Raw genomic sequence first — 19,122 nt, 5'->3', positions numbered from 1 at the left:
TTTCTCGGGTCTCAGGGCCTGAAATTGTGGTTTGGGGTTCCTCGGTCGCTCGGTTGATCTGTTCTGTGACCATTACTCTAGTCCTTCGCACGCGACCCAGGGGTTCGCTCCGGGGAGTTCAGTCGACTGAACCAAGAATTCATACAACTGAAACGGTCAGGTACTGCGATTTTGCCGGTTATTACTGTTGCTGACCGGACGAAACGCACATCGTATAGTCGTGTGAACTGGTGACATGAGCCGGACTCACACGTGTGTAGCGGCGGCTTCACACGACTGCAACGGTGGTTCACTCGTGTGTAAAGGCTTATACGGGGAGATGTACCACGGTGTGACATGGCATCCGAGGGTGGCGCGCGGGAGCGCGACCGGAACGACGACGGGCAGTTCTCCGACCGTATCCCGCTCGAAGCCGCACTCGCCGTGTTCGAGGGACAGGCCGATCGGGCGCGCCCGCTCACCGCAAGCGACGTACTCGAAGAGCTGGACTGCTCGCGCCGGACCGTCCACAACAAGCTCAACGACCTCGTCGAGCGCGGCGACCTCGAAACGCGAAAGGTCGGTGCACGGGGGCGGGTCTGGTGGCGGCCGCTCCGGGTCGACGCCGTCGACGAGAGCCTCGACGCGGACACGCGTGCACGCGAACACACTATTCCGGAACAGCCCGCCCCCGACGACCCGCTGGCGGAGTACCCCGCAGCGGTCCAGCGTGCGGTCGAGGACGTCGACATTCCCGGAACGGGGAGCACCGCGAAGGCACGGCAGGACGCGGTGCTGGCCGCCTACGACTATCTCACGGAGAACCCGAGCGCGAAGAAGGGCGATTTCCTCCAGGACGTCTTCCCCGAGCATCCGGCCGAGTTCCAGACCGCGGACGGCTGGTGGAACGCCATCCAGCCCGCGCTCAAGCAACTTCCGGGCGTCGACCCGCCCGAAGAGCGCGGGCACATCTGGCACTTCCTCGGGGGGTAACCCCGCGATTCCGGCCACGGGTCGGGGTTCGCTGCTCCCGACGGATAGATATAAACCGTCGGCATCCAGTCTACTGGATAGACACGACACGTGGTAGCAGGGTCCCCGTGGGGGTAGGCACGGCGGGGACCGGGTGACAGACAGATGGCGATGGAACGTGAGCAAGAGTCTGTAGATGAGACCGTCGACGAGGAGCCCGAGGTGTACGCATCGCCGTCGGAGGGCCGCGAGTACCGGGCCTCGGCGTACGCCCCGACCGCGTACGACAATCTCGAGGTCGCCCCCGAAGACGAGGAACACCCGGACCCGGGGACGGGCGACTCGTATCGGCTGGTGGACCTGCCTCGCGTCCCGAAGCTGACCCACGTCCTCGGCCCGAGCGCCATCATGCTCGGGGCCTCGCTCGGGAGCGGGGAGACCATCTTCTGGCCCCTGCTCGTCGCCCAGAACGGCTGGAGCATCTACTGGGCGTTCTGGGTCGGCGTCCTCACGCACTTCGTCATCAACACCGAGATACAGCGCTGGACGCTCGCGACCGGCGAGAGCATCTTCCGGGCGTTCGAGCGCGTCCACCGGGCCTGGCCCGTCCTCTTTCTCATCCTCGGCTTCGTCAGCTTCGGCTGGCCGGGATGGGCGGGGACAGCCGCGAAGGTCGGGGCGACCGGCCTCGGTATCGAATCCACGTTCACGCTGTTCAGCTACGAGTTCCTCGGCTGGAAGGCCTACGGCATCCTGTTGATGCTGCTCATCTGGGGCTCGTACCAGCTCACACCGCTGATGTACAACGTGGTCGAACGCGTCACCGCGGTCCTCGTTGCCTCGTCGGTCCTGTGCGCGATGGGCCTGTTCGTCCTGGTCGGCGACCCGGGCGAACTCACGAACATCCCGCTCGGCGCGGTGAGCATCGGGACGCTCCCGGCCGACGAGGACGTCGCGGTGTTCCTCGGCGGTCTCGCGTACGCGGGTGCAGGCGGGTATCTCAACCTCTCCCAGTCGCTCTGGGTCCGCGAGAAGGGGTACGGGATGGGCCGCTACCAGGGTCGCGTGCTCAACCCAATCGTCGGCGACGAGCCGGAGATAATCCACCGCGACGGCTTCTCGTTCGAGGCCACCGTCGAGAACATGCGCCGCTGGCGCGGCTGGTGGCGACTCGCCCAGCTGGAACACCTCGTGACGTTCGTCCTCGGCGTCCTCGTGACCGCGACGGCGATGATGGCCATCGCGGCGACCTACGTGACGGCGACGGACGCCGGCGGGGTCGAGATGTGGCTGACCGGCGTCGCGCCGGACCTCTCGCCGCTGGCGGGGGCGCTCCTGTACGGCGTTCTCTTCCTCGCCCTGTTCACGACCGAGTACGCCATCGTGGAGTCCGTCGTCCGCAACAGCGCCGACGTCATCTACGAGTCGGTCGGTCGTGAACGCGGCTGGAGCCTCCCGCGCATCTTCTGGTACCTGCTCACCGCCTTCGCGGGCTGGGGCATCCTCATCCTCACGCTCCCGATTCCCATCGAACAGCCGTTCGGCCTGCTGTTGACGGCGGCCGCGATGTCCGGGGCGATGATGTGGCCATACACCGCACTCACGCTGCTCATCAACACCCGGCGACTCCCCGAACACACCCAGCCGGGCTGGCCGCGCATCATCGCGATGTGGTGGGCGACCGCCTTCTTCGGGTACTTCTCGGTGTTGCTCGTGGGCAACACCTTCGAGCAGTTGCTCGGCCTCTCGGTCTTCCGGGTGACCATCGGCGCGGCCGGCAGCGCGCCCGGTGGGCTGGCGCTGTTCGTCGTGCTCGCCATCACCCAGGTGTACGTGATGTCGGCGTCGGCCAAGGCGAAGTGGCGCGCCGAGGAGACCGTCGAGGCCGCCGAGGAGGCGGACGGGCTGTTCTCGTGACGATGTCGGCAACGAGGGGCGGGCGATTCGACCGGGTTGCTCGCCAGCTCACCCGGGCCAGACTCGTCCTCTACCTCGCCGGTCTCGTCGCTATCGTCCTCGCCCGGGGGCTCGGCGAACCCATCCGGACTCCCATCGTCGCCGTCGCCCTCACGGTGATGGTCTGTACCTACGCCGCCGAGTCCTACGTCGGCGAGGGGGCGACCGGCCTGCAGACGACCGGCTCGCGCGTGCTCTTCCTCGTCGGGCTCCTCGGAATGGGGGCGGGTGGCTACGCCGTCCTCACCGGGAACCAGGTCGCCGGGGCGCTGTTCGTCGCCGGCGGTGCACTCGTCCTCCGCCGGGCGGTGGCGGGTGAGGACCGATGACCACTGTCCACGTCCACGTCCACCACTGCATGGCCGGCACGACCCCGTTGCGAATCGCGGACGTGCTGTTCACCGACGACTCGGTTGAGATCGGCGAGTACGCGACCGTGACGCCCATGTTCGGGCTGGTCACCGGGGGGCACCGGAAACGTGCCCGGGAGATGGCCCAGCGGTGTGCCGAAGACGGACCCACGGCCGTCCTCGACCACGCCGAGCGACACGTCTCGCTCTCCTACGAGGATATCGAGGCGGTCCGGCTGTACGACGGTGGACGCTTCGGCCGGCCGAAGCTCGCCATCGACACCGGTGACGGACCACCCTACGGCTACCGTATCCACGCCCCGGTCGAGGTGGCGTCGCTCCGGGACGTGCTGGTCGAGCTCGGCGAGGAGAAGGGATTCGTCGTGGAACCAGTCGAGGGCGTCGGGTTCAGCCCGCGCGAGAGCCTGCGCCGGTTCCTCGTCGACCGGTAGGTCGGTCCTCTCGGACCGCTATCTCAGGCCAGTGCCTGCTCGACGAGCTGGATGGGCGTCGGCGGTTCCTCGCTCTCGGCCGCGTCGCCCAGCGTGTCACGGTCCTCCAGCTGGGTCCGGCAGGAGGCACCGGGGGCGACGATCTGCTCGGCCTCGCTGGCGTCGATCTGGTCGTAGAGGATGTTCGCGATGGCCTCGGTCATGCCGCGGTGTTCGGCCTCGTAGCCGAAGCTCCCGGCCATCCCACAGCAGGTGGAATCCAGCGGGTCGACCGAATAGCCGGCCCGGCGAAGGACGCCCACCGCGTGGTGGTCCTTCTGGGTCGCCTTCTGGTGGCAGTGGCCGTGGTAGGCCAGGGACTCGTCCGGGGCCACGAAGTCGATGTTCTCGTCGAGGCCGAACGAATCGAGGTACTCACAGACTCCGTAGGTGTTGCCGGCGACCTGTTCGACCGAATCGCCCGAGAGCAGGTCGAGGTAGTCCGACTGGAACATCACCGCGTTCGAGGGCTCGACCAGCACCACGTCCCAGCCCTTGCGGACCTTCGGGGCGAGCGAAGCGACGTTCTCGCGGGCCGCCTCCTGTGCCTTGTCGAGGACGCCCTTCGAGTGCGCCGGGCGACCGGTGTCGCCGAGGTCGGGGACCGCGACGTGGACACCCGCGGCTTCGAGTACCCTGACGGCGGCCTTGCCGGACTCGGGGTCGTTGAAGTTGGTGTGGGTGTCCGGGAACAGCAGAACCGTGCGGGTCGCCGCCGACTTCGGCACCGTCGACCCGCCACGGGACTCGAACCAGTCACGGAACGTCTCGCGGTGGAACGTCGGCAGGGTGCGGTCCGCGGAGATGCCGACCAGCTTCTCGCCGAGTTTCCGGGCCGGGCCGAAGTCGGCCATCCAGTTCGCGATGGGGGCGGTCATGCTCCCGAGCTTCGAGAGCTCGTGGATGTTCGCGAAGAGGCGGTTCCGCAGGGGGACGCCCTCGCGTTGCTGGCGTTCGTGTTCGACCTCGACCTTGAGCTTGGCGAGGTCCACCCCGCTGGGGCAGTCGTTCTTGCAGCCCTTGCAGCCGATACAGAGGTCGAGCACCTCGTGTTTGAACTCGTCGGAGAACTGCTCCTCCTGACTCAGGTCACCGCTCATCGCCTGCCGGAGCATGTTCGCCCGGCCGCGGGTGGCGGTTATCTCCTCGCCCGAGGCGCGGTAGGTCGGACACATCACGCCACCGGTCGTGTCCTGGTCGCCCCGGCAGCCGCCACAGCCGTGACACAGTTCGACCATGCCCTGCATCCCGTTCTCGTTGTCCCAGGTGAGTTCGGGGTCGAAGCCGAGGTCGAACTCGTAGTCGGGGCCGGAACGCAGGTTCTCGGTCATGTCCACGTCGCCACACACCTGGCCCGGATTCAACAGCCAGTCCGGGTCGAACGCGCTCTTGAGGTCGCGGAACACGCCCCAGAGGTGCTCGCCGTACAGTTTCTTGTTCCACTCGGTGCGGGCGCGGCCGTCGCCGTGTTCGCCGGAGACCGAGCCGTCGTACTTGACGACGAGGTCGGTCACCTCGTCGGCGATGTCGTACATCGTCTGGACACCCTCGACCGACTTCGTGTTCACCAGCGGGCGGATGTGGAGGACGCCCGGGCCGGCGTGGGCGTAGAAGCTGGCGAAGGTGTCGTGCTCGTCGAGGATGTCCTGGAAGTCGGCGACGTAGGCACCGAGGTTCTCCGGCGGGATGGCGGTGTCCTCGATGAACGCGATGTGCTTCTCGTCGCCGGTGCGAGAGAGCAGAATCGGGAGGCCGGACTTGCGCAGCTTCCATATCTTCGCCATCTGCTCGGGGTCGTAGGCCTCCAGCGCGTCGAACGCCCGGGCGGGCTGGTCGACGCTGACGGCTTCGCCGCCGTCGGTCGCCTCGCCTTCGGGCTCGTAGTCGGCCAGGCGGTCGGCGAGCAGGGCGGCGACCTGCTCGCGGCCGTGGTCCTCGTCGTCGGCGTAGAACTCGACGAGCAGGGTCGCCTCGGTCCCCGCTGGCAGCTGGTCGGCGACCTGCTCGAACTCGGGGCGCTCCCGTGCGAGGTCGAGCAACACGTCGTCGACGAGTTCGACCGCGGCCGCGTCGTGTTCGAGGATGGCCGGCAGGTCGTCCATGGCGGCGACGAGGTCGTCGTAGCACAGCATGGTCAGCGCCGTCGTCTCCGGGACGGGTTCGAGGGCGACCTCGGCCTCGGTGACGACCGCGAGGGTGCCCTCGCTCCCGGACAGCAGCTTCGAGAGGTTGACGACGCCCTCCTCCTCGGCCTGGTCGAGCAGGTAGTTCAGGTTGTACCCCGAGACGTTCCGTTTCAGTCTGGGGAACTTCTCGCGTATCTCGTCGGCCTCCTCGTCGAGCACGCGCTGGACTTCCGCGTAGATGCGTTCCTCCAGGTCGCCGTCCGGGTCGGCGTACTCGCCGAGGTCGTCCACCGGGACGTCCTCGAACGTCGTCACGGTCCCGTCGGCGAGGACGACCTCGCAGGACTCGACGTAGGCGTCGGTCTTGCCGTACTTCAGCGAGTGCGCGCCGGTCGAGTTGTTGCCGATGGCCCCCCCGAGCACCGACTTGTCACCCCACGCCGGGTCCGGGGCGAACTTCAGGTCGTGCTCAGCGAGTTCGGTGTTCAGCCGGCCGAGCTTGACGCCGGGCTGGGCGCGGGCGGTCTGCCCGTCGGGGTCGACCGACACCACGCCGTCCATGTAGCGCGAGAAGTCGAGGACGACCGCCTCGTTCACCGTCTGTCCGGCGAGCGAGGTCCCGCCCCCTCGCGGGAGGACCGGGATGCCCTCGTCCGCGCAGTGCGACACGACGGCAGCCACGTCGTCGGTCGACTGCGGGAACACCACGCCGATGGGTGTCTTCTCGTAGATACTCGCGTCGGTCGCGTACAGCTGTCGCGAGTACGTGTCGAACCGCACCTCCCCATCGATGCGGTCGTCGAGCGTTGCCTGGAGCGGTGTCTCGGCTACCTCGTCGCTCCGGTAGTCGAAAGAACTCCGCCTGTCCGCCGCAGGGTCCGTGCCAGACCCTTCACTCCGTGCCATATCGAGAGCTACCGACTATCACGACAAAAAAGGGGGCGAAGGTGGCTACATTCGCTCGGCCGCCGGGTGCTCCCCGGGATGTGACTTAACCGGGTTCGTCGCGAATTGAAAGACATGAAACAGGGCAGCCGTCGTCGGTTCCTCCGGGCCGCCGGTGTCGCCGCCAGCGTCGGTCTCGCTGGGTGCTCCGGGACCCGCGTCGGCGAGCAGGGGGTCGACCAGACGGACGACGCCAGCGTGGTGGTCACCGGTGAGGGCTTGGGCCAGCAGGGCCAGACAGCCAGCTACGTCGACGTGTACGAGGCGGCAATCGAGTCCGTCGTGCTCGTCCAGGCCTTCCTGTCCACCGGGCAGAGCCAGGGCTCGGGGTGGGTGTACGACGGGAGCCACGTCGTCACGAACCACCACGTCGTCGACGACGCCGAAGTGGTCGAGGTCCAGTTCTCCGACGGCACCTGGGCGGAGGCGACGGTCCTCGGAACCGACCGGTTCAGCGACCTCGCGGTGCTCGCGGTCGCGGAGAAACCCGACTCGGCCGCCCCGCTCCCGGTGATGTCGGGGGACCCGCCCGTGGGGACACGGGTCGTCGCCATCGGGAACCCCTACGGCCTCGAAGGCTCGATGTCGGAGGGCATCGTCTCCGGGGTCAACCGCCTGCTCCCGAACATCAACGGTGTCCAGATCGCGGACACCATCCAGACCGACGTGGCGGTGAACCCCGGGAACTCCGGCGGGCCCTTGCTTCGGCTCGACGGGACCGTCGTTGGCTGTGTGAACGCTGGCGGCGGCGAGAACCTCGCGTTCGCCATCTCGGCGGCGATGATACGACGGGTCGTCCCCGAACTCATCGACCGCGGTGAGTACGACCACGCGGCGATGGGTATCAGTATGACGAACGTGACGCCGACGGTCGCGAGAGTGAACGACCTGGATGGGGTCTCGGGCGTGATGGTCGTCACGGTGGCCGACGGCGGGCCGTCGTCGGGACTGCTCCAGCCCGCGACGGGGACGAACAGCGTCGGTGGCGTCAGGGTACCGGTCGGCGGGGACGTGTTGCTCGCCCTCGACGGGACGCCGATTCCGACCCAGCAGGCGTACGCGGTCTACCTCGCGCTCCAGACGCGCCCCGGCGAGGTCGTGACCGCGACCGTCCTCCGGGACGGGGAACTCATCGAGCGAACGGTGACGCTCGGGACGCGGGGCGGGCTCACCTGAGCGTGCGCCGGGAGCCGTCTCAGTCGGCTCGGCGCGTCTCCCGTCTCCGGCGGCGAGCCAGACCGAGCAGTTCGAGGCCAGCCCGTTCCAGGGCGTCGTAGTCGTCGCTGGCGACCGCGAGCCGTGCGGCGTCCATGGCCTCCTGTACTTCCTCGTCCATGGATGCCAGTTCGTGACATGGGTACAAAACAGCGAGCCAAGCAGAGTGAAAGTGAAAGTAGTTGTTACACGCGTTCTGGCCCGAAAAATTATATCCTCCCCATTCGACGCGAACGATATATGTCCCCGTTCGATCGCGTCAGGCGAGGCCTCCGCACCCGACTCGGCCTGACAGGAGAGGACGCCGAATCCTACGTCTGTCGCGCCTGCGAGACGGACTTCCCCATCCAGCACCACGTCTGCCCGGAGTGTGGCAGCTACAGCGTCGAACGCCTCGACTGGTAGCCCCAGCGCTCTCTGTCCGACCGATACAGTTGTCCCGTTCCGGACCACACTCCACGACGATGGCACGGCCACGGGTGCTGCTCACGAACGACGACGGGATCGACGCGGTGGGGCTCCACGCGCTCCACGACGGCCTCCGGGACGTGGCGGACGTCACGGTCGTCGCCCCCACCGAGGACCAGAGCGGTGCGGGCCGCCGGAAGTCCTACACCGTCGAAGCACACGAGCACGAGCGCGGCACCGCCCTCGACGGGACCCCCGTCGACTGCGTGGCTGTCGGTCGCTACCAGAGCCAGCCCGCCCCGGACCTCGTCGTCGCCGGCTGTAACCCGGGCCCCAACATCGGGGCGCACAAGCTCAGCCAGTCCGGCACCGTCAGCGCCGCCATGGAGGCCGCGTTCCCCGGGATTCCGGGCATCGCCGTCTCCGCCTACGACCCCGAGGTCGGCGGCCTCCGCGAGTTCGAGCGCAGTGATTTCGACGAAGCTGTTCGCGTCACCCGCTTTTTGGTCGAACGACTCCACGACGCGGACTGGCTCGGCCCCGACTGGTACTTCAACGTGACCGTCCCGACCGACCGCTCCCGCGACGACGAGCTCCGGCTCACCCGGCCCGCTCGCGGCTTCGACCGCCGGGTCGTCGAGGGCGACGGCGACCGGGAACTCACCTTCGACAACCGCTTCTACGACCCCGTCGTCCCCGAACGCGACGCCCCTGCACCCGACCCCGACACCGACCTCGGAGCCTGCGCCGACCACGTCACCAGCGTCTCCCCGCTCCACGTCGGGGTGGAGACCATCGAAGACGAGCGGCTCGCGGAGGCGTTCACCGGCTTCGGGGACGACGCATAGCCCTGGCTCGTCGGTCGTCACTCACCAGTCGAGAATCGCCCACCCTACAGCGGCACCCACACCTTCTCCTCTATCGACTGCGGCACCGTCAGCACCGACCGCGTCACGATGCCCCGCTCCGTCGTGATGGTCAGCACCGCCCTGTCGCCCGCCCCGAGACCTGCCGCACCCTCTTCGGTGCCCGCGCGGACGTCCTCCACCGCGACGACGATGTGGAACACGTCCGTCTCGCTGTTCAACTCGGGTGCCGACCCGTCGTGGTCGATGGGGCTCACGACGGTGAAGTTCGTCCCGTTCGCCGCCCCCGCGGTGAAGTTCAGCGTCCGGTTCACCTGCCCGTCGGTGTACTGGATGGTCGCGTTCGACAGGTTGGTCTGGTTCATCCCCGCCCCGAGCTTGACGGTCAGCCGGGCCGTGCCGACGCTTCCATCCTCGGCGTCGACCTTCCCGACCTCGTTCACGACCAGCACGCCCCCGGAGATGTCTTCGAACGCCGCCGAGGTCTCGTTCTCGGCCTGCGTACTCAGCTGGCCCGCCCCACTGAGCAGGGTGCCCCCGGCGATGGCCGCCACCGCGACCATCGCGAAGAACATGAAGATGAGCCCAACCGAGATCTGGGCGCGCTCGTCCATACTACGCTCTGTTCGTGTTGGCAGTAGTATAGTTCTGTCGGGGGTGACTGTCGCGGTTCTAGACGTTTTCTCGATGCTTGATGTATTCGACGCGCACGGTCGCCGAAAGTCCCTGAATATTTACATGCTGGTGGATTGAACGCCCTGGTCTGGCCAGTCCTGCCGAGATGGTGAGCGTGCTCGTCGCGCTGGAGTTCGTCGTGATGGCCGGTGCAGTCCTCCTGTTCTTCCCTCTGGAGGCCGTGGCGCCGGTCCTCCCGCTCATGCTGCTGTTCGCCGTCGCGCTCTTCCTGTACTGGAAGTGACTGGTCGCTGGTCTAGTGACCGACCGTCCCTGCGGGAACGCGTTTATAGTCTTGATTGCCGACACCCTAGTCATGATGAATGTCTCCCACCACCGCCCTCGCTCCCTCCCACAGCCATGACCCGCTTCGTCGAGAACCCGACCCGAGCCGCGGCCTACGCGTTCCTCCTGGTCGCCACCGTCTTCGAGTTCGCCGTCACGGAAGGCGCGGCCATCGCCGCGGGTTCGGTGTCGTTCACGTCCGAATTCGTGTTTGGGACCATCGTCTCGGTGCTGCTCGTGGTCGTCGCTGTCGGGGGTATCTGGGGCGAGCGGACGCCGGTTCACGAGCGCTGGACCCCCGCTGCCGTCGCCCTCGCGGTGGTTTGGACGGCCTACCTCGTCGCCGGCGTCGCCTTCCTGCTCGCCGGATCCACCGACTGGACCGTGTTCGTGCACACCGCGCTCGCGGTCGGTGGCGTGGTCGTGTTCGCGTACCTGTCGTGGCGGGAGTGAGCGGTCTCGCCGTTCGCAGTTTCGCGGAAAAGTAGTAGACCGACTCGGATTGTGAACCAGAGGTAGACAGTCCGGGATGCTCGCTGACGCTGCGCTTCCGGGCTGTGACTACCAGGGTTCAAATCCTCGCGGATTCAAATTTCGCGCTCACTGCTCTCACTACGTTCGAGAGTTCGCGCAGAAATTATGGGCCGACTCGGATTTGAACCGAGAGCCTCCACCTTATCAGAGTGGCGCTCAACCTGATTGAGCTATCGGCCCGCCGTCGTTCGCATTTCCGAGTTGTGCGGTGGGAAGTATAAGGGTTTCTTTCTCGCAGAGCTTAGACAGGGGTTCTCACTCGTCGTCCTCGAACTCGATGGAGTACGAGTCGTCCCCGAGGTTGTAGGTGTCGTCAGCGTTGCTCCCGCCGGAATTCCCGCTACTGGAACCGCCGGAACCGCTGGAGCCGCCGGGACCACCACCCATCCCGCCGAAGCCACCCATCTGGCCGTTCCCGCCCTCGAAGTCGCCCTGGGGGAACCCGAACGTCCAGACGTTCCCGGAGGCCATGCCGCCGGTCTGCTTGTCGAGGTACGGCGTGACGATGTACTTCTTGAGCACGGCGCGGATGGGGATGCGGGTCACGGGAATCGTCAGCAGCAGGGCGACGAAGTCCGTGACGAGCCCGGGCGTGAGGAAGAACGCGCCGGCCGCGATGAGCAGCCCGCCGTCCATCAGCTCGTTCGTGGGCGGTTTCCCCTCGGCGAGCTGGCGCTGTATCTTCCGGATGGTGCGCCGGCCCTCCGCGCGCACGAGCAGCATGCCGACCAGCGCGGTCAGGACGACCAGCGCGGCCGCGATGACGATGGTCACCTCGGGCGCGAAGAGCGTGATGAGCAACAGCAAGGCGGCATCGAGCGTCGGGATGACGAGCAACAGCCCGATGAGCCGGAGTGTTCGCATGGGCGGGGATAGCGGGCCAGGGGTCAAAGCCCTTTTTCTACGCGAGGGTGTGCGCTGGCCCGAACTGTCGCCGGTCCCTGGCCGGACGGACCTTTATTTCGTGTCGACTCGTCGTCATCGCCACCAGAACCATGCGCCGCGCCGCCCTCTGTGTCCTCCTCGTCGTGCTCGTCGCGGGCTGTTCCGGACTGGTTCCCGGCGATTCCGATTCGCAGTCACCAGCGATATCGGCTCCGGGGTCGACCGTCACCCAGACCGAGCCCCAGGCCACGTCGACTTCCACGACCACGGGAGCCGACCCAACCACCAGTTCAGCTCAGCCAGCAGTGACCGTCCGTGGTGACCCACTTCCGGACTCTCTCGACACCAGGGACGTGGTCGAGCGCGTCCAACGATACCACCAGCAGAACCTGTCTACCGTCTCGATTCAGGTCCAGGAAGTACAGAGCACGTCGAGACCACTTCGGCCACCAGGTGGCGATGGTCTGGTGTCACTATTCGGGGAGACAGAAGCAGAACGATTCCCGGCGACGGGAGTAGTCAACGATAACGGCCCGGTTCGGTTCACGTACGAGGCGGGAACCGAGGCTCCCTTCGTCGAGCATGTACTCGTCCACGAACTGTCCCACCTGTACCAGACGGACGAGCGGCTCCGGACGTTCTCGGAAAATCGAGACCTGCGGTTCGAACAGACGACTGAGGGCCGATATCTGAGTCGTGCCGTCCTCGAAGGTGCGCCGACGTTCATCGCCGACGAGTACGTCCGCGAGTATCTCCCCGACACGAGGACACAGAGTGAGGAGATCGACGCCCGGTGGGACTCGTTCGGCATCTCGCGGCGGGCCATGTGGTCGGGCCACTATTTCGGTGCCCAGTACATGCATGCGCGGTTCGAGTCACCTCGGCAACTCCACGAGGTGTACGAGAACCCGCCACAGACCACGGCGCAACTGCTTCACCCTGAGCGGGCCCCCGACCCCGCGACCCTCTCGGTCGACTCGAACACGTCGAACTCCCCGTGGGACCTCTCGAACCGGGACGTGCGCGGGGAACTGTACCTCCGCGTTCTGCTGTCGCCGGAACTCGGCGACGAAGCCGCCGCGAAGGCCAGCACTGGCTGGGGCATGGACCGCGACCTGGTGTACTACCGCAATGCAGACGCCAGCCACGCCTGGGTGCTGCGCTGGGACGACACACAGAACGCGACCGAGTTCCAGAGCGCATTCGAATCGTTCCTCGGCGCGCGAGCAGAGCCGACCGGGAATGGCACGTGGACCTTCGAGGACCACACGTTCCGAGTCGAGCGACCCGACCCCAAGACGGTCACCGTCGTCTGGGGTGAGCCGGACTTCGTCGGGAACACCACGGTCGAGAGCGAGGACGGGACAGTAATCGTGACGCCACCCGAAACCGTTTCCAGCACCGGCGTGTCGCGGCACTCTTAGGCACGCGCACCCGAAGCCCCCCACATGGACGAGTCCGCAGCCCAGACACGGGTCGAGTGGCACGAGTGGGGACCGGACGCCTTCGAACTCGCCGCGGAGGAAGGAAAACCGATTCTGCTCTCGCTCTCGGCGACCTGGTGCTCGCACTGTCACGAGATGGACCGCGAGACGTACGACGAACCCCGAATCGCCGCGAACATCAACGACGGCTTCGTGCCGGTTCGGGTCGACGTGGACCGCAATCCTCGGGTCCGGGACCGGTACAACATGGGCGGCTTCCCGTCGAACGTGTTCCTCACGCCCGACGGCGAGGTGCTGACCGGGTCGGGCTACCTCGGCGAGGACGGCATGCGCCAGGTCATCGACTCGGTGCGACAGATGTGGGACCAGAAGGGCGCGGCTGCTGGCCGGGTCCCGCGGTCGGTGCAGGGCAACGACACCCCGGCAGGGGAACTCACCGAGGACATCGAGATCCAGCTGCTGGGCCAGCTCCGCGAGAGCTACGACGAGCGAAACGGTGGCTGGGGCAATGCTGAAAAGTTCCCGATGCCCCGGACCATCGAGTTCGCCCTGAAGCGCGAGCAAGAGCAAGCACTCCGGAGCCTGAACGCGGTCAGCGCGAACCTGCTGGACGACTACGCCGGTGGCTTCTTCCGGTTCGCCGCGAACCCCGACTGGAGCGGCACCCACCACGAGAAGCTGCTGGACACGAACGCCTCCCTGCTCCGGGCGTTCGCCAACGCCTACCTCTACACCGGCAAGGACGAGTACCGCCAGCCGGCACAGGCGACCGTCGACTACCTGACGGGTACGCTCTGGAACGGCGACGCCTTCGGCGGCGGGCAGGCTGCCGGCGCGGGCGCGAGCTACTACACCGCGGAGCCCAGCGACCGCGAATCCGCAGAGACCCCGACCGTGGACGAGACGGCCTTCGCGGACTGGAACGCCCTCGCGGTCGACGCCTTGCTTACCTACCACGCCTACACCGACGACGAGACGGCCCGCCGGTACGCCGAGCGCACCCTGGACTACCTCACTGCGGAACTCGTCGACGATGGCGTCGTCACGCACTTCCGGGCCGACGACGGGACGGAAGGCGAGGCCGGTCTGCTGGTCGACCACGCCCGCGTCCTGAGCGCGCTCACCCGGGCCCGGCAGGTCCTCGGCGCGGACACGCTGGACACCGCCCAGAACGTCGCCGACCACGCCATCGACACCCTGCTCGTCGACGACTCCTTCGTCGACGGCCCGCGCGAGGGACTCGGACTCCTCGACCGCCCGCTCCGCCCGCTCGACGGGAACGTCGAGTTCGCGGACGCCCTGCTCGACCTCGCGTTGCTCACCGGAGAGGACCGCTATCGCGACGTGGCGGCCGACGCGCTGGCCGCCTTCGCGGGCGCAGCGGACCGCTTCGGCGTCCGCATCGCGGCCTACGGCGCGGCAGTCTCGCGTCTGCTCTATGCCCCGCTCGTCATCGCGGTCACCGACGAGCCCGGGAGCGACCTCCACCGCGCCGCCCTTCGGATGGCCGACCACGAGAAGGTGGTCGTCCCGAACGCGACCGGCTACGAGGAACCGAGTGCGGCCTACGTCGTCCGGGGCGATTCCGTCGCCGACCCTGCCTACGACCCCGAAACACTCAGCCGGCGAGTTTCCGACGCGATGGAGTGACGCCCCGACTGCTGTCGGAAACTACCGTTGTGTTTATGGTTCTCCACTCTCATTGGGTTTATTATGGCGAGCCTCAGGGACCTCGGGTTGTCGGAGTACGAAGCGAGAGCATACCGTGCGCTGTTGAACACAGGCCCGACAACCGCCAAAGAGTTGTCGCGGGCCAGCGACGTGCCCATGGGCCGTATCTACGACGTGCTCAACAGCATCGAGCAGTACAACCTGGTCCGGAGCCAGACCGCGAGCCGCCCCAAGAAATACGTCGCCGTCGAGCCCGCGACCGCCCTCGACCGACTGCTGGAGGACAAGAAACGCGAACTCGACGAGAAGGCCGAGCAGTACGAGAACATCGTCGACGAACTCTCGGACGAGCTCGACGCCGCCGAACCCGTCGAAGAACAGTTCTGGACCGCCGCGGTGGGGCAAGAGGAGACCACCGACCTCCTGCTCGAACGGCTCACCGCGGCCGACCGTCACATCATCATGGTCGCCTCGGCCCAGACGCCCCAGTTCGACGTGACGGAGGTCGGCGACCAGATAGTCGAGCAACTCGAAGACGCGCTCGAACGCGGCGTCAAGATAGACGTCCTCCTCACCCGCCAGGTCGTCGACACCCTCTCGGAAGAGGTCGGTCGCAAGTACCGCGAGCGCCTCTCCTCTGACCCCGACTTCGAGGTCCGCACCAGCGAGGACGTCACTGGCACGTTCAACCTGCTCGACGACGTCGAAGTCGTCATCCAGGTGCCCAACCCGCTGGGCTCCTCGGGCGAGACGTTCGCGATGATCGACCTGAAAGACCCCGAGTTCGCGACCGAGGTGTACGACGAGTTCCAGCCGACGTGGGAGGACGCCGAGCCGCTGAGTTTCTGAACACCGACAGCCGGTCCCCTCTCGACGAGTATCGTACTTGCAAGCGAAGCGAGAAAGACGACGAGACGAGTCGCTGTCGGGTTAGTTTTCGCCGTTCAGTTCCGTCCGCAACTGCCCCATCTCGACCAGACGCTCGGCGTGGGCGTTGTGCTGGTGGATGGACTCGTCGTTGGACTGTTCCATATGAATCACGGCATCGTCCGGCAGGTGGTCGAACTCCGCGACCACGCCCTCGGCCATGGCACGCACGCAGTCCTCGACGAACTTCGCGTCGGCGTGAGCCTCGTAGGTCATGTGGTCTTCGTCGGGGCGCTTCGCGAGGTTGTAGATGCGGGCCGACATGGAGTCGCGGGCGACCTCGACGATGTCCATGAGGTCCACGTCGGGGGTGCCCTCGCTCTCGACGGTGATGGTGGCGTGGCCGCGCTGACTGTGGCCGGGCTGGGGCACGCGGTCGAGGAACTCCTCGGTGGTCTCGTCGTCGACGCCGAGGTCGGCGAGCACGTTCCGGGCGCGGGCGACCGACATACCCTGCGAGCAGGGACAGACCGTCATGCCGACGACGTGGGCACCGATCTCCTCGCGGGTACCCTCGTCGGTCGCGGTGGCGCTCGCGATGATATCGACGACGCTCTGGGTCTCGAGGCCGGAGGCGGGCGTGTTCTCGCGGGTGACGAGTTCGGCCTCCATCTTCACCTGGGCCTTGCTGGTGTAGTCGTGCTTGGCCAGCAGGCGCTCGGCGGCGTCGCCACAGACGTCCTCCACGCGGAGGGCTTCGTCGCGGGTCGCGGCTTCGAGCGTCTCGTCGATGACCTGCATGTTGCGGGACATGTCGGCACCCTTGCGCCACGACGGGAGGTCGACGAACACTTCGAACTCGGCCATCAGGACGATGGGGCGCTTGCCCTCACGGTGGAGTTTCACGAGCTTCTCGACGCCTGTGACCCCCACCTGGCTCAGCCCGACGGTGACGTCCGGGCTGGACGCCTGGACGTCCGGCAGTTGCTCACTCATTAGGTGCAGGAAGGGTCAGGAGTTGCTAAGGGCTTTCGAAAGTCGGGGGGCTTGCCCGTACCCGGATTCAATCCAGCTTGTTGAGGGCTTTGAAGAACTCGCTCGGGGGGCCGGCCATCCGGACCGGCTGGTCGGCCCGCTCGATGGTGACGGTCTCGGGTGGGTCGATGACCTGCTGGTTGCGGCCGTCGCTGATGACGAAGCCGGAGTCCGCGTCGTCCACACGGACCGTGACGGTGCTATCGGCGGCGCTCACCAGCGAGGGCATCGGTTCGGAGGCACACATCTCGGTGACGACGACGGCGTCGACCTCGGGGCGGATGAACGGCCCACCTTCGCTGAGGTTGTACGCAGTGCTGCCCGCCGGGGTCGCGATGAGGATGCCGTCGCCCTGGCTGCCGGTGTAGAGCTCGCCGTCGACGCGGACCTCGAAGGAGGCACCCGCCCCGTGGCCGCGCTGGGGCCCCTGGACGACGATTTCGTTCATCCCGGGGTCGAGCGTCCAGTCCTCGCCGCTGGCCTGCAGGCGCATCATCTTGCGGATGTGCGGGACGCCTGTCTCGCGGATGTGTTCGACCTCCGCCTCGACCGCGTCGAGCGCATCGTCGGGCGAGACGGCGTTCAGGAAGCCGACCTCGCCGAGGTTCACGCCCATGATGGGGGCGGTCCCCGCGCCGCGGGCGGTGTAGAGGAACGTTCCGTCGCCCCCGATGCTCACGACCAGGGCACAGTCCTGCATGGCCTCGGGCGAGACGCCGTCGATGCCGAGGGCCGTGGCTGTGGCCGTGTCGACTACTATCGTCACGTCGCGCTCGCGGAGCATCTCGCGGAGTTTCTCCGCCAGATGGGCCGCACGAGCGTTGTCCTTCTGGGCGACCAGCCCCACCTTCATACCCGAGGCTACCGCCCACGAGATTAAAAACCCCATCGACAGCAACAAGGTTAATACCTGCGCAGGGCGTGGCCTCCGGTGTACGAACGGCGCGGTCGAGGAGGATTCCTCCGACGCGTCACCACGATAGCAATGCTCCCTTCCGACCAGACTCGTGCCGGCCACGACGCGGTGTCCGTTTCTGGCACAGTAGTGACACACCTGTTCGCTCGCCAGGAGCGGTGGTCACGGTGAGCGACGAAGACTGGTTCGAACGGGCCATCCGGGAGCGCAACCAGCGGTCGGACACAGCTGGCGGCGGCGGCGAAGACGAGGGGGACGACGCCACCGACCCCGACGATTCTGCCTGGGACGACGAGTGGCCCGACGACATGAGTGCCGAGGAGGCCGCCGCGGACGCGGTGGCCGAAGCTGGCACAGAAGCGGACTCGGTGTCTGACCCACCAGCGAACCCGGATGCCGATGGGCCCGCCAACGACAACAGCCCTGCCAGCACGCCCGACAGCAGCCCTGCCAGCACGCCCGACAGCAGCCCTGCCAGCACGCCCGACAGCAGCCCGGCCGAAGACCCCGACGGTGCATCAGGCTCGGGCTCGCTGTTCAACGACAACTTCGGGGCCGCCATGGAGAACGTCCAGATGCCGGACGTCGACGACGACGGTGGGTCCGGCGGTGCGGGCGACTCCTTCGACGTCGACGGGAGCCCGTTCGACGTGGGCAACGGCGAGTTCGACATGGCCACCGACGACTTCGGGATGAGCGCGGGATTCGACAGCGGCGGCGGTGGTTTCGGCGGCGGAGACCTCGGTGGGGAAGAGTTCGACTCCGACCTCCCCCGTATCAACCTCGGTATCACGGGCCTCGACGAGATGATCATGGGCGGCGTGCCCGAGCGCTCGCTGATGGTCGCGGTCGGCTCCGCCGGGACCGGGAAGACCACCTTCGGGCTCCAGTTCCTCGACCACGGCCTGCGCCAGGGCGAGCGCGGCATCTTCATCACGCTGGAGGAGAACCGCCGGCGCGTCATCAACTCGGCCACCGAGAAGGGGATGCCCTTCGACGAGTACGTCGCGGACGACCTGCTCGCCGTCGTCGACATCGACCCCATCGAGATGGCCAACAGCCTCGGGTCCATCCGGTCCGAACTCCCCCGGCTTATCCGCGAGTTCGGCGCGAGCCGGCTGGTGCTCGACTCGGTGTCGCTGCTGGAGATGATGTACGACGACCGGGCCAAACGCCGCAACGAGATATTCGATTTCACGAAGAGCCTCAAGGAGGCCGGCATCACGACGATGATGACCTCGGAGGCCAGCGAGGACTCGCCCTACGCCTCCCGCCACGGCATCGTCGAGTACCTCACCGACGCCGTGTTCATCCTCCAGTACGTCCGCCCTTCGGACTTCCGTGAGACTCGCCTCGCCGTCGAGATACAGAAGATACGCGACGCGAACCACTCCCGCGAGACCAAACCCTACGAGATCACCGACGAGGGTATCTCGGTCCACCGGCAGGCGAACATCTTCTGAGGAATCGCGAATATCCAGCCACTACCTTTCCCGCTCCA

At 67.0% G+C, this 19,122-nt stretch carries 19 protein-coding genes and 1 tRNA gene; 13 read left to right on the top strand and 7 right to left on the bottom strand.

Annotated elements, in window-relative coordinates:
* The first annotated feature begins 336 nt into the window (after positions 1 to 336).
* The 4 genes from ACSC1S_RS13790 to ACSC1S_RS13775 all read left to right on the top strand — a co-directional run bounded on the left by ACSC1S_RS13790 (position 337) and on the right by ACSC1S_RS13775 (position 3,709).
* On the top strand, positions 337 to 972 hold the full coding sequence (locus tag ACSC1S_RS13790; RefSeq protein WP_435364827.1) for an ArsR family transcriptional regulator: 636 nt from the start codon (positions 337 to 339) through the stop codon (positions 970 to 972).
* Positions 973 to 1,116: 144 nt separating this feature from the next.
* On the top strand, positions 1,117 to 2,868 hold the full coding sequence (locus ACSC1S_RS13785) for an Nramp family divalent metal transporter (protein WP_435364826.1): 1,752 nt from the start codon (positions 1,117 to 1,119) through the stop codon (positions 2,866 to 2,868).
* A 2-nt stretch (positions 2,869 to 2,870) separates the two neighbouring features.
* Positions 2,871 to 3,236: a hypothetical protein gene (locus tag ACSC1S_RS13780; RefSeq protein WP_435364825.1), complete on the top strand. Its 366-nt coding sequence runs from the start codon at positions 2,871 to 2,873 to the stop codon at positions 3,234 to 3,236.
* Positions 3,233 to 3,709, top strand: a complete 477-nt coding sequence (locus tag ACSC1S_RS13775; protein ID WP_435319416.1) for a hypothetical protein — start codon at positions 3,233 to 3,235, stop codon at positions 3,707 to 3,709. The genes ACSC1S_RS13780 and ACSC1S_RS13775 overlap by 4 nt, the downstream gene beginning before the upstream one ends.
* Positions 3,710 to 3,732: 23 nt before the next feature.
* Here the strand turns inward: ACSC1S_RS13775 and ACSC1S_RS13770 are convergent, their stop codons facing one another.
* On the bottom strand, positions 3,733 to 6,780 hold the full coding sequence (locus ACSC1S_RS13770; RefSeq protein ID WP_435364824.1) for an FAD-binding and (Fe-S)-binding domain-containing protein: 3,048 nt from the start codon (positions 6,778 to 6,780) through the stop codon (positions 3,733 to 3,735).
* 114 nt (positions 6,781 to 6,894) lie between these two features.
* Here ACSC1S_RS13770 and ACSC1S_RS13765 point away from each other — a divergent pair, with 114 nt between their 5' ends.
* Positions 6,895 to 7,995, top strand: a complete 1,101-nt coding sequence (locus ACSC1S_RS13765; RefSeq protein ID WP_435364823.1) for a S1C family serine protease — start codon at positions 6,895 to 6,897, stop codon at positions 7,993 to 7,995.
* A gap of 19 nt (positions 7,996 to 8,014) precedes the next feature.
* On the opposite strand, the gene ACSC1S_RS13760 is transcribed toward ACSC1S_RS13765, so the two are convergent.
* Positions 8,015 to 8,155, bottom strand: coding sequence for a hypothetical protein (locus ACSC1S_RS13760; RefSeq protein WP_261652405.1), 141 nt, complete (start codon positions 8,153 to 8,155; stop codon positions 8,015 to 8,017).
* Between the two features lie 119 nt (positions 8,156 to 8,274).
* On the opposite strand from ACSC1S_RS13760, the gene ACSC1S_RS13755 reads away from it, so the two are divergent.
* A complete protein-coding gene (locus ACSC1S_RS13755) occupies positions 8,275 to 8,439 on the top strand; it encodes a hypothetical protein (protein WP_435319413.1) in 165 nt (54 codons plus the stop codon).
* A 59-nt stretch (positions 8,440 to 8,498) separates the two neighbouring features.
* Positions 8,499 to 9,290 (top strand): 5'/3'-nucleotidase SurE, encoded by a 792-nt coding sequence (surE, locus tag ACSC1S_RS13750; RefSeq protein ID WP_435364822.1) that lies wholly within the window; start codon positions 8,499 to 8,501, stop codon positions 9,288 to 9,290.
* Between the two features lie 44 nt (positions 9,291 to 9,334).
* Here surE and ACSC1S_RS13745 read toward each other — a convergent pair whose 3' ends face one another.
* Positions 9,335 to 9,922 (bottom strand): hypothetical protein, encoded by a 588-nt coding sequence (locus ACSC1S_RS13745; RefSeq protein WP_435364821.1) that lies wholly within the window; start codon positions 9,920 to 9,922, stop codon positions 9,335 to 9,337.
* Positions 9,923 to 10,089: 167 nt separating this feature from the next.
* Here ACSC1S_RS13745 and ACSC1S_RS13740 point away from each other — a divergent pair, with 167 nt between their 5' ends.
* The gene (locus ACSC1S_RS13740; protein WP_435364820.1) at positions 10,090 to 10,227 is read left to right on the top strand and encodes a hypothetical protein; all 138 of its coding nucleotides are present in this window, start codon (positions 10,090 to 10,092) and stop codon (positions 10,225 to 10,227) included.
* A gap of 116 nt (positions 10,228 to 10,343) precedes the next feature.
* A complete protein-coding gene (locus ACSC1S_RS13735; RefSeq protein ID WP_435364819.1) occupies positions 10,344 to 10,721 on the top strand; it encodes a hypothetical protein in 378 nt (125 codons plus the stop codon).
* Positions 10,722 to 10,908: 187 nt separating this feature from the next.
* Here the strand turns inward: ACSC1S_RS13735 and ACSC1S_RS13730 are convergent.
* Both ACSC1S_RS13730 and ACSC1S_RS13725 read right to left on the bottom strand, forming a co-directional pair.
* Positions 10,909 to 10,982: transfer RNA gene (locus ACSC1S_RS13730), tRNA-Ile, on the bottom strand.
* Positions 10,983 to 11,057: 75 nt separating this feature from the next.
* Positions 11,058 to 11,666, bottom strand: coding sequence for an FxsA family protein (locus ACSC1S_RS13725; RefSeq protein ID WP_435364818.1), 609 nt, complete (start codon positions 11,664 to 11,666; stop codon positions 11,058 to 11,060).
* Between the two features lie 488 nt (positions 11,667 to 12,154).
* Here ACSC1S_RS13725 and ACSC1S_RS13720 point away from each other — a divergent pair, with 488 nt between their 5' ends.
* The 3 genes from ACSC1S_RS13720 to ACSC1S_RS13710 all read left to right on the top strand — a co-directional run bounded on the left by ACSC1S_RS13720 (position 12,155) and on the right by ACSC1S_RS13710 (position 15,652).
* On the top strand, positions 12,155 to 13,111 hold the full coding sequence (locus ACSC1S_RS13720) for a hypothetical protein (RefSeq protein ID WP_435364817.1): 957 nt from the start codon (positions 12,155 to 12,157) through the stop codon (positions 13,109 to 13,111).
* 24 nt (positions 13,112 to 13,135) lie between these two features.
* Positions 13,136 to 14,782 carry a DUF255 domain-containing protein gene (locus ACSC1S_RS13715; protein WP_435364816.1) on the top strand — a complete coding sequence of 549 codons (1,647 nt, stop codon included), beginning with the start codon at positions 13,136 to 13,138 and terminating at the stop codon, positions 14,780 to 14,782.
* 63 nt (positions 14,783 to 14,845) lie between these two features.
* Positions 14,846 to 15,652: a TrmB family transcriptional regulator gene (locus ACSC1S_RS13710; RefSeq protein ID WP_435364815.1), complete on the top strand. Its 807-nt coding sequence runs from the start codon at positions 14,846 to 14,848 to the stop codon at positions 15,650 to 15,652.
* Between the two features lie 81 nt (positions 15,653 to 15,733).
* Here ACSC1S_RS13710 and mptA read toward each other — a convergent pair whose 3' ends face one another.
* A complete protein-coding gene (mptA, locus tag ACSC1S_RS13705; RefSeq protein WP_435364814.1) occupies positions 15,734 to 16,666 on the bottom strand; it encodes a GTP cyclohydrolase MptA in 933 nt (310 codons plus the stop codon).
* Positions 16,667 to 16,733: 67 nt separating this feature from the next.
* Positions 16,734 to 17,558: an NAD(+)/NADH kinase gene (locus ACSC1S_RS13700; RefSeq protein ID WP_435364813.1), complete on the bottom strand. Its 825-nt coding sequence runs from the start codon at positions 17,556 to 17,558 to the stop codon at positions 16,734 to 16,736.
* A 371-nt stretch (positions 17,559 to 17,929) separates the two neighbouring features.
* Between ACSC1S_RS13700 and ACSC1S_RS13695 the strand changes: the two genes are divergently transcribed.
* Entirely contained in the window at positions 17,930 to 19,084 is a 1,155-nt protein-coding gene (locus ACSC1S_RS13695) for a KaiC domain-containing protein (RefSeq protein ID WP_435365528.1), read from the top strand.
* The last annotated feature ends 38 nt before the right edge of the window (positions 19,085 to 19,122 follow it).

The sequence above is a fragment of the Haloarchaeobius pelagicus genome, assembly GCF_051207375.1.
Classification (GTDB): domain Archaea; phylum Halobacteriota; class Halobacteria; order Halobacteriales; family Natrialbaceae; genus Haloarchaeobius.
This window is presented reverse-complemented; position numbering and strand designations above follow the sequence as displayed.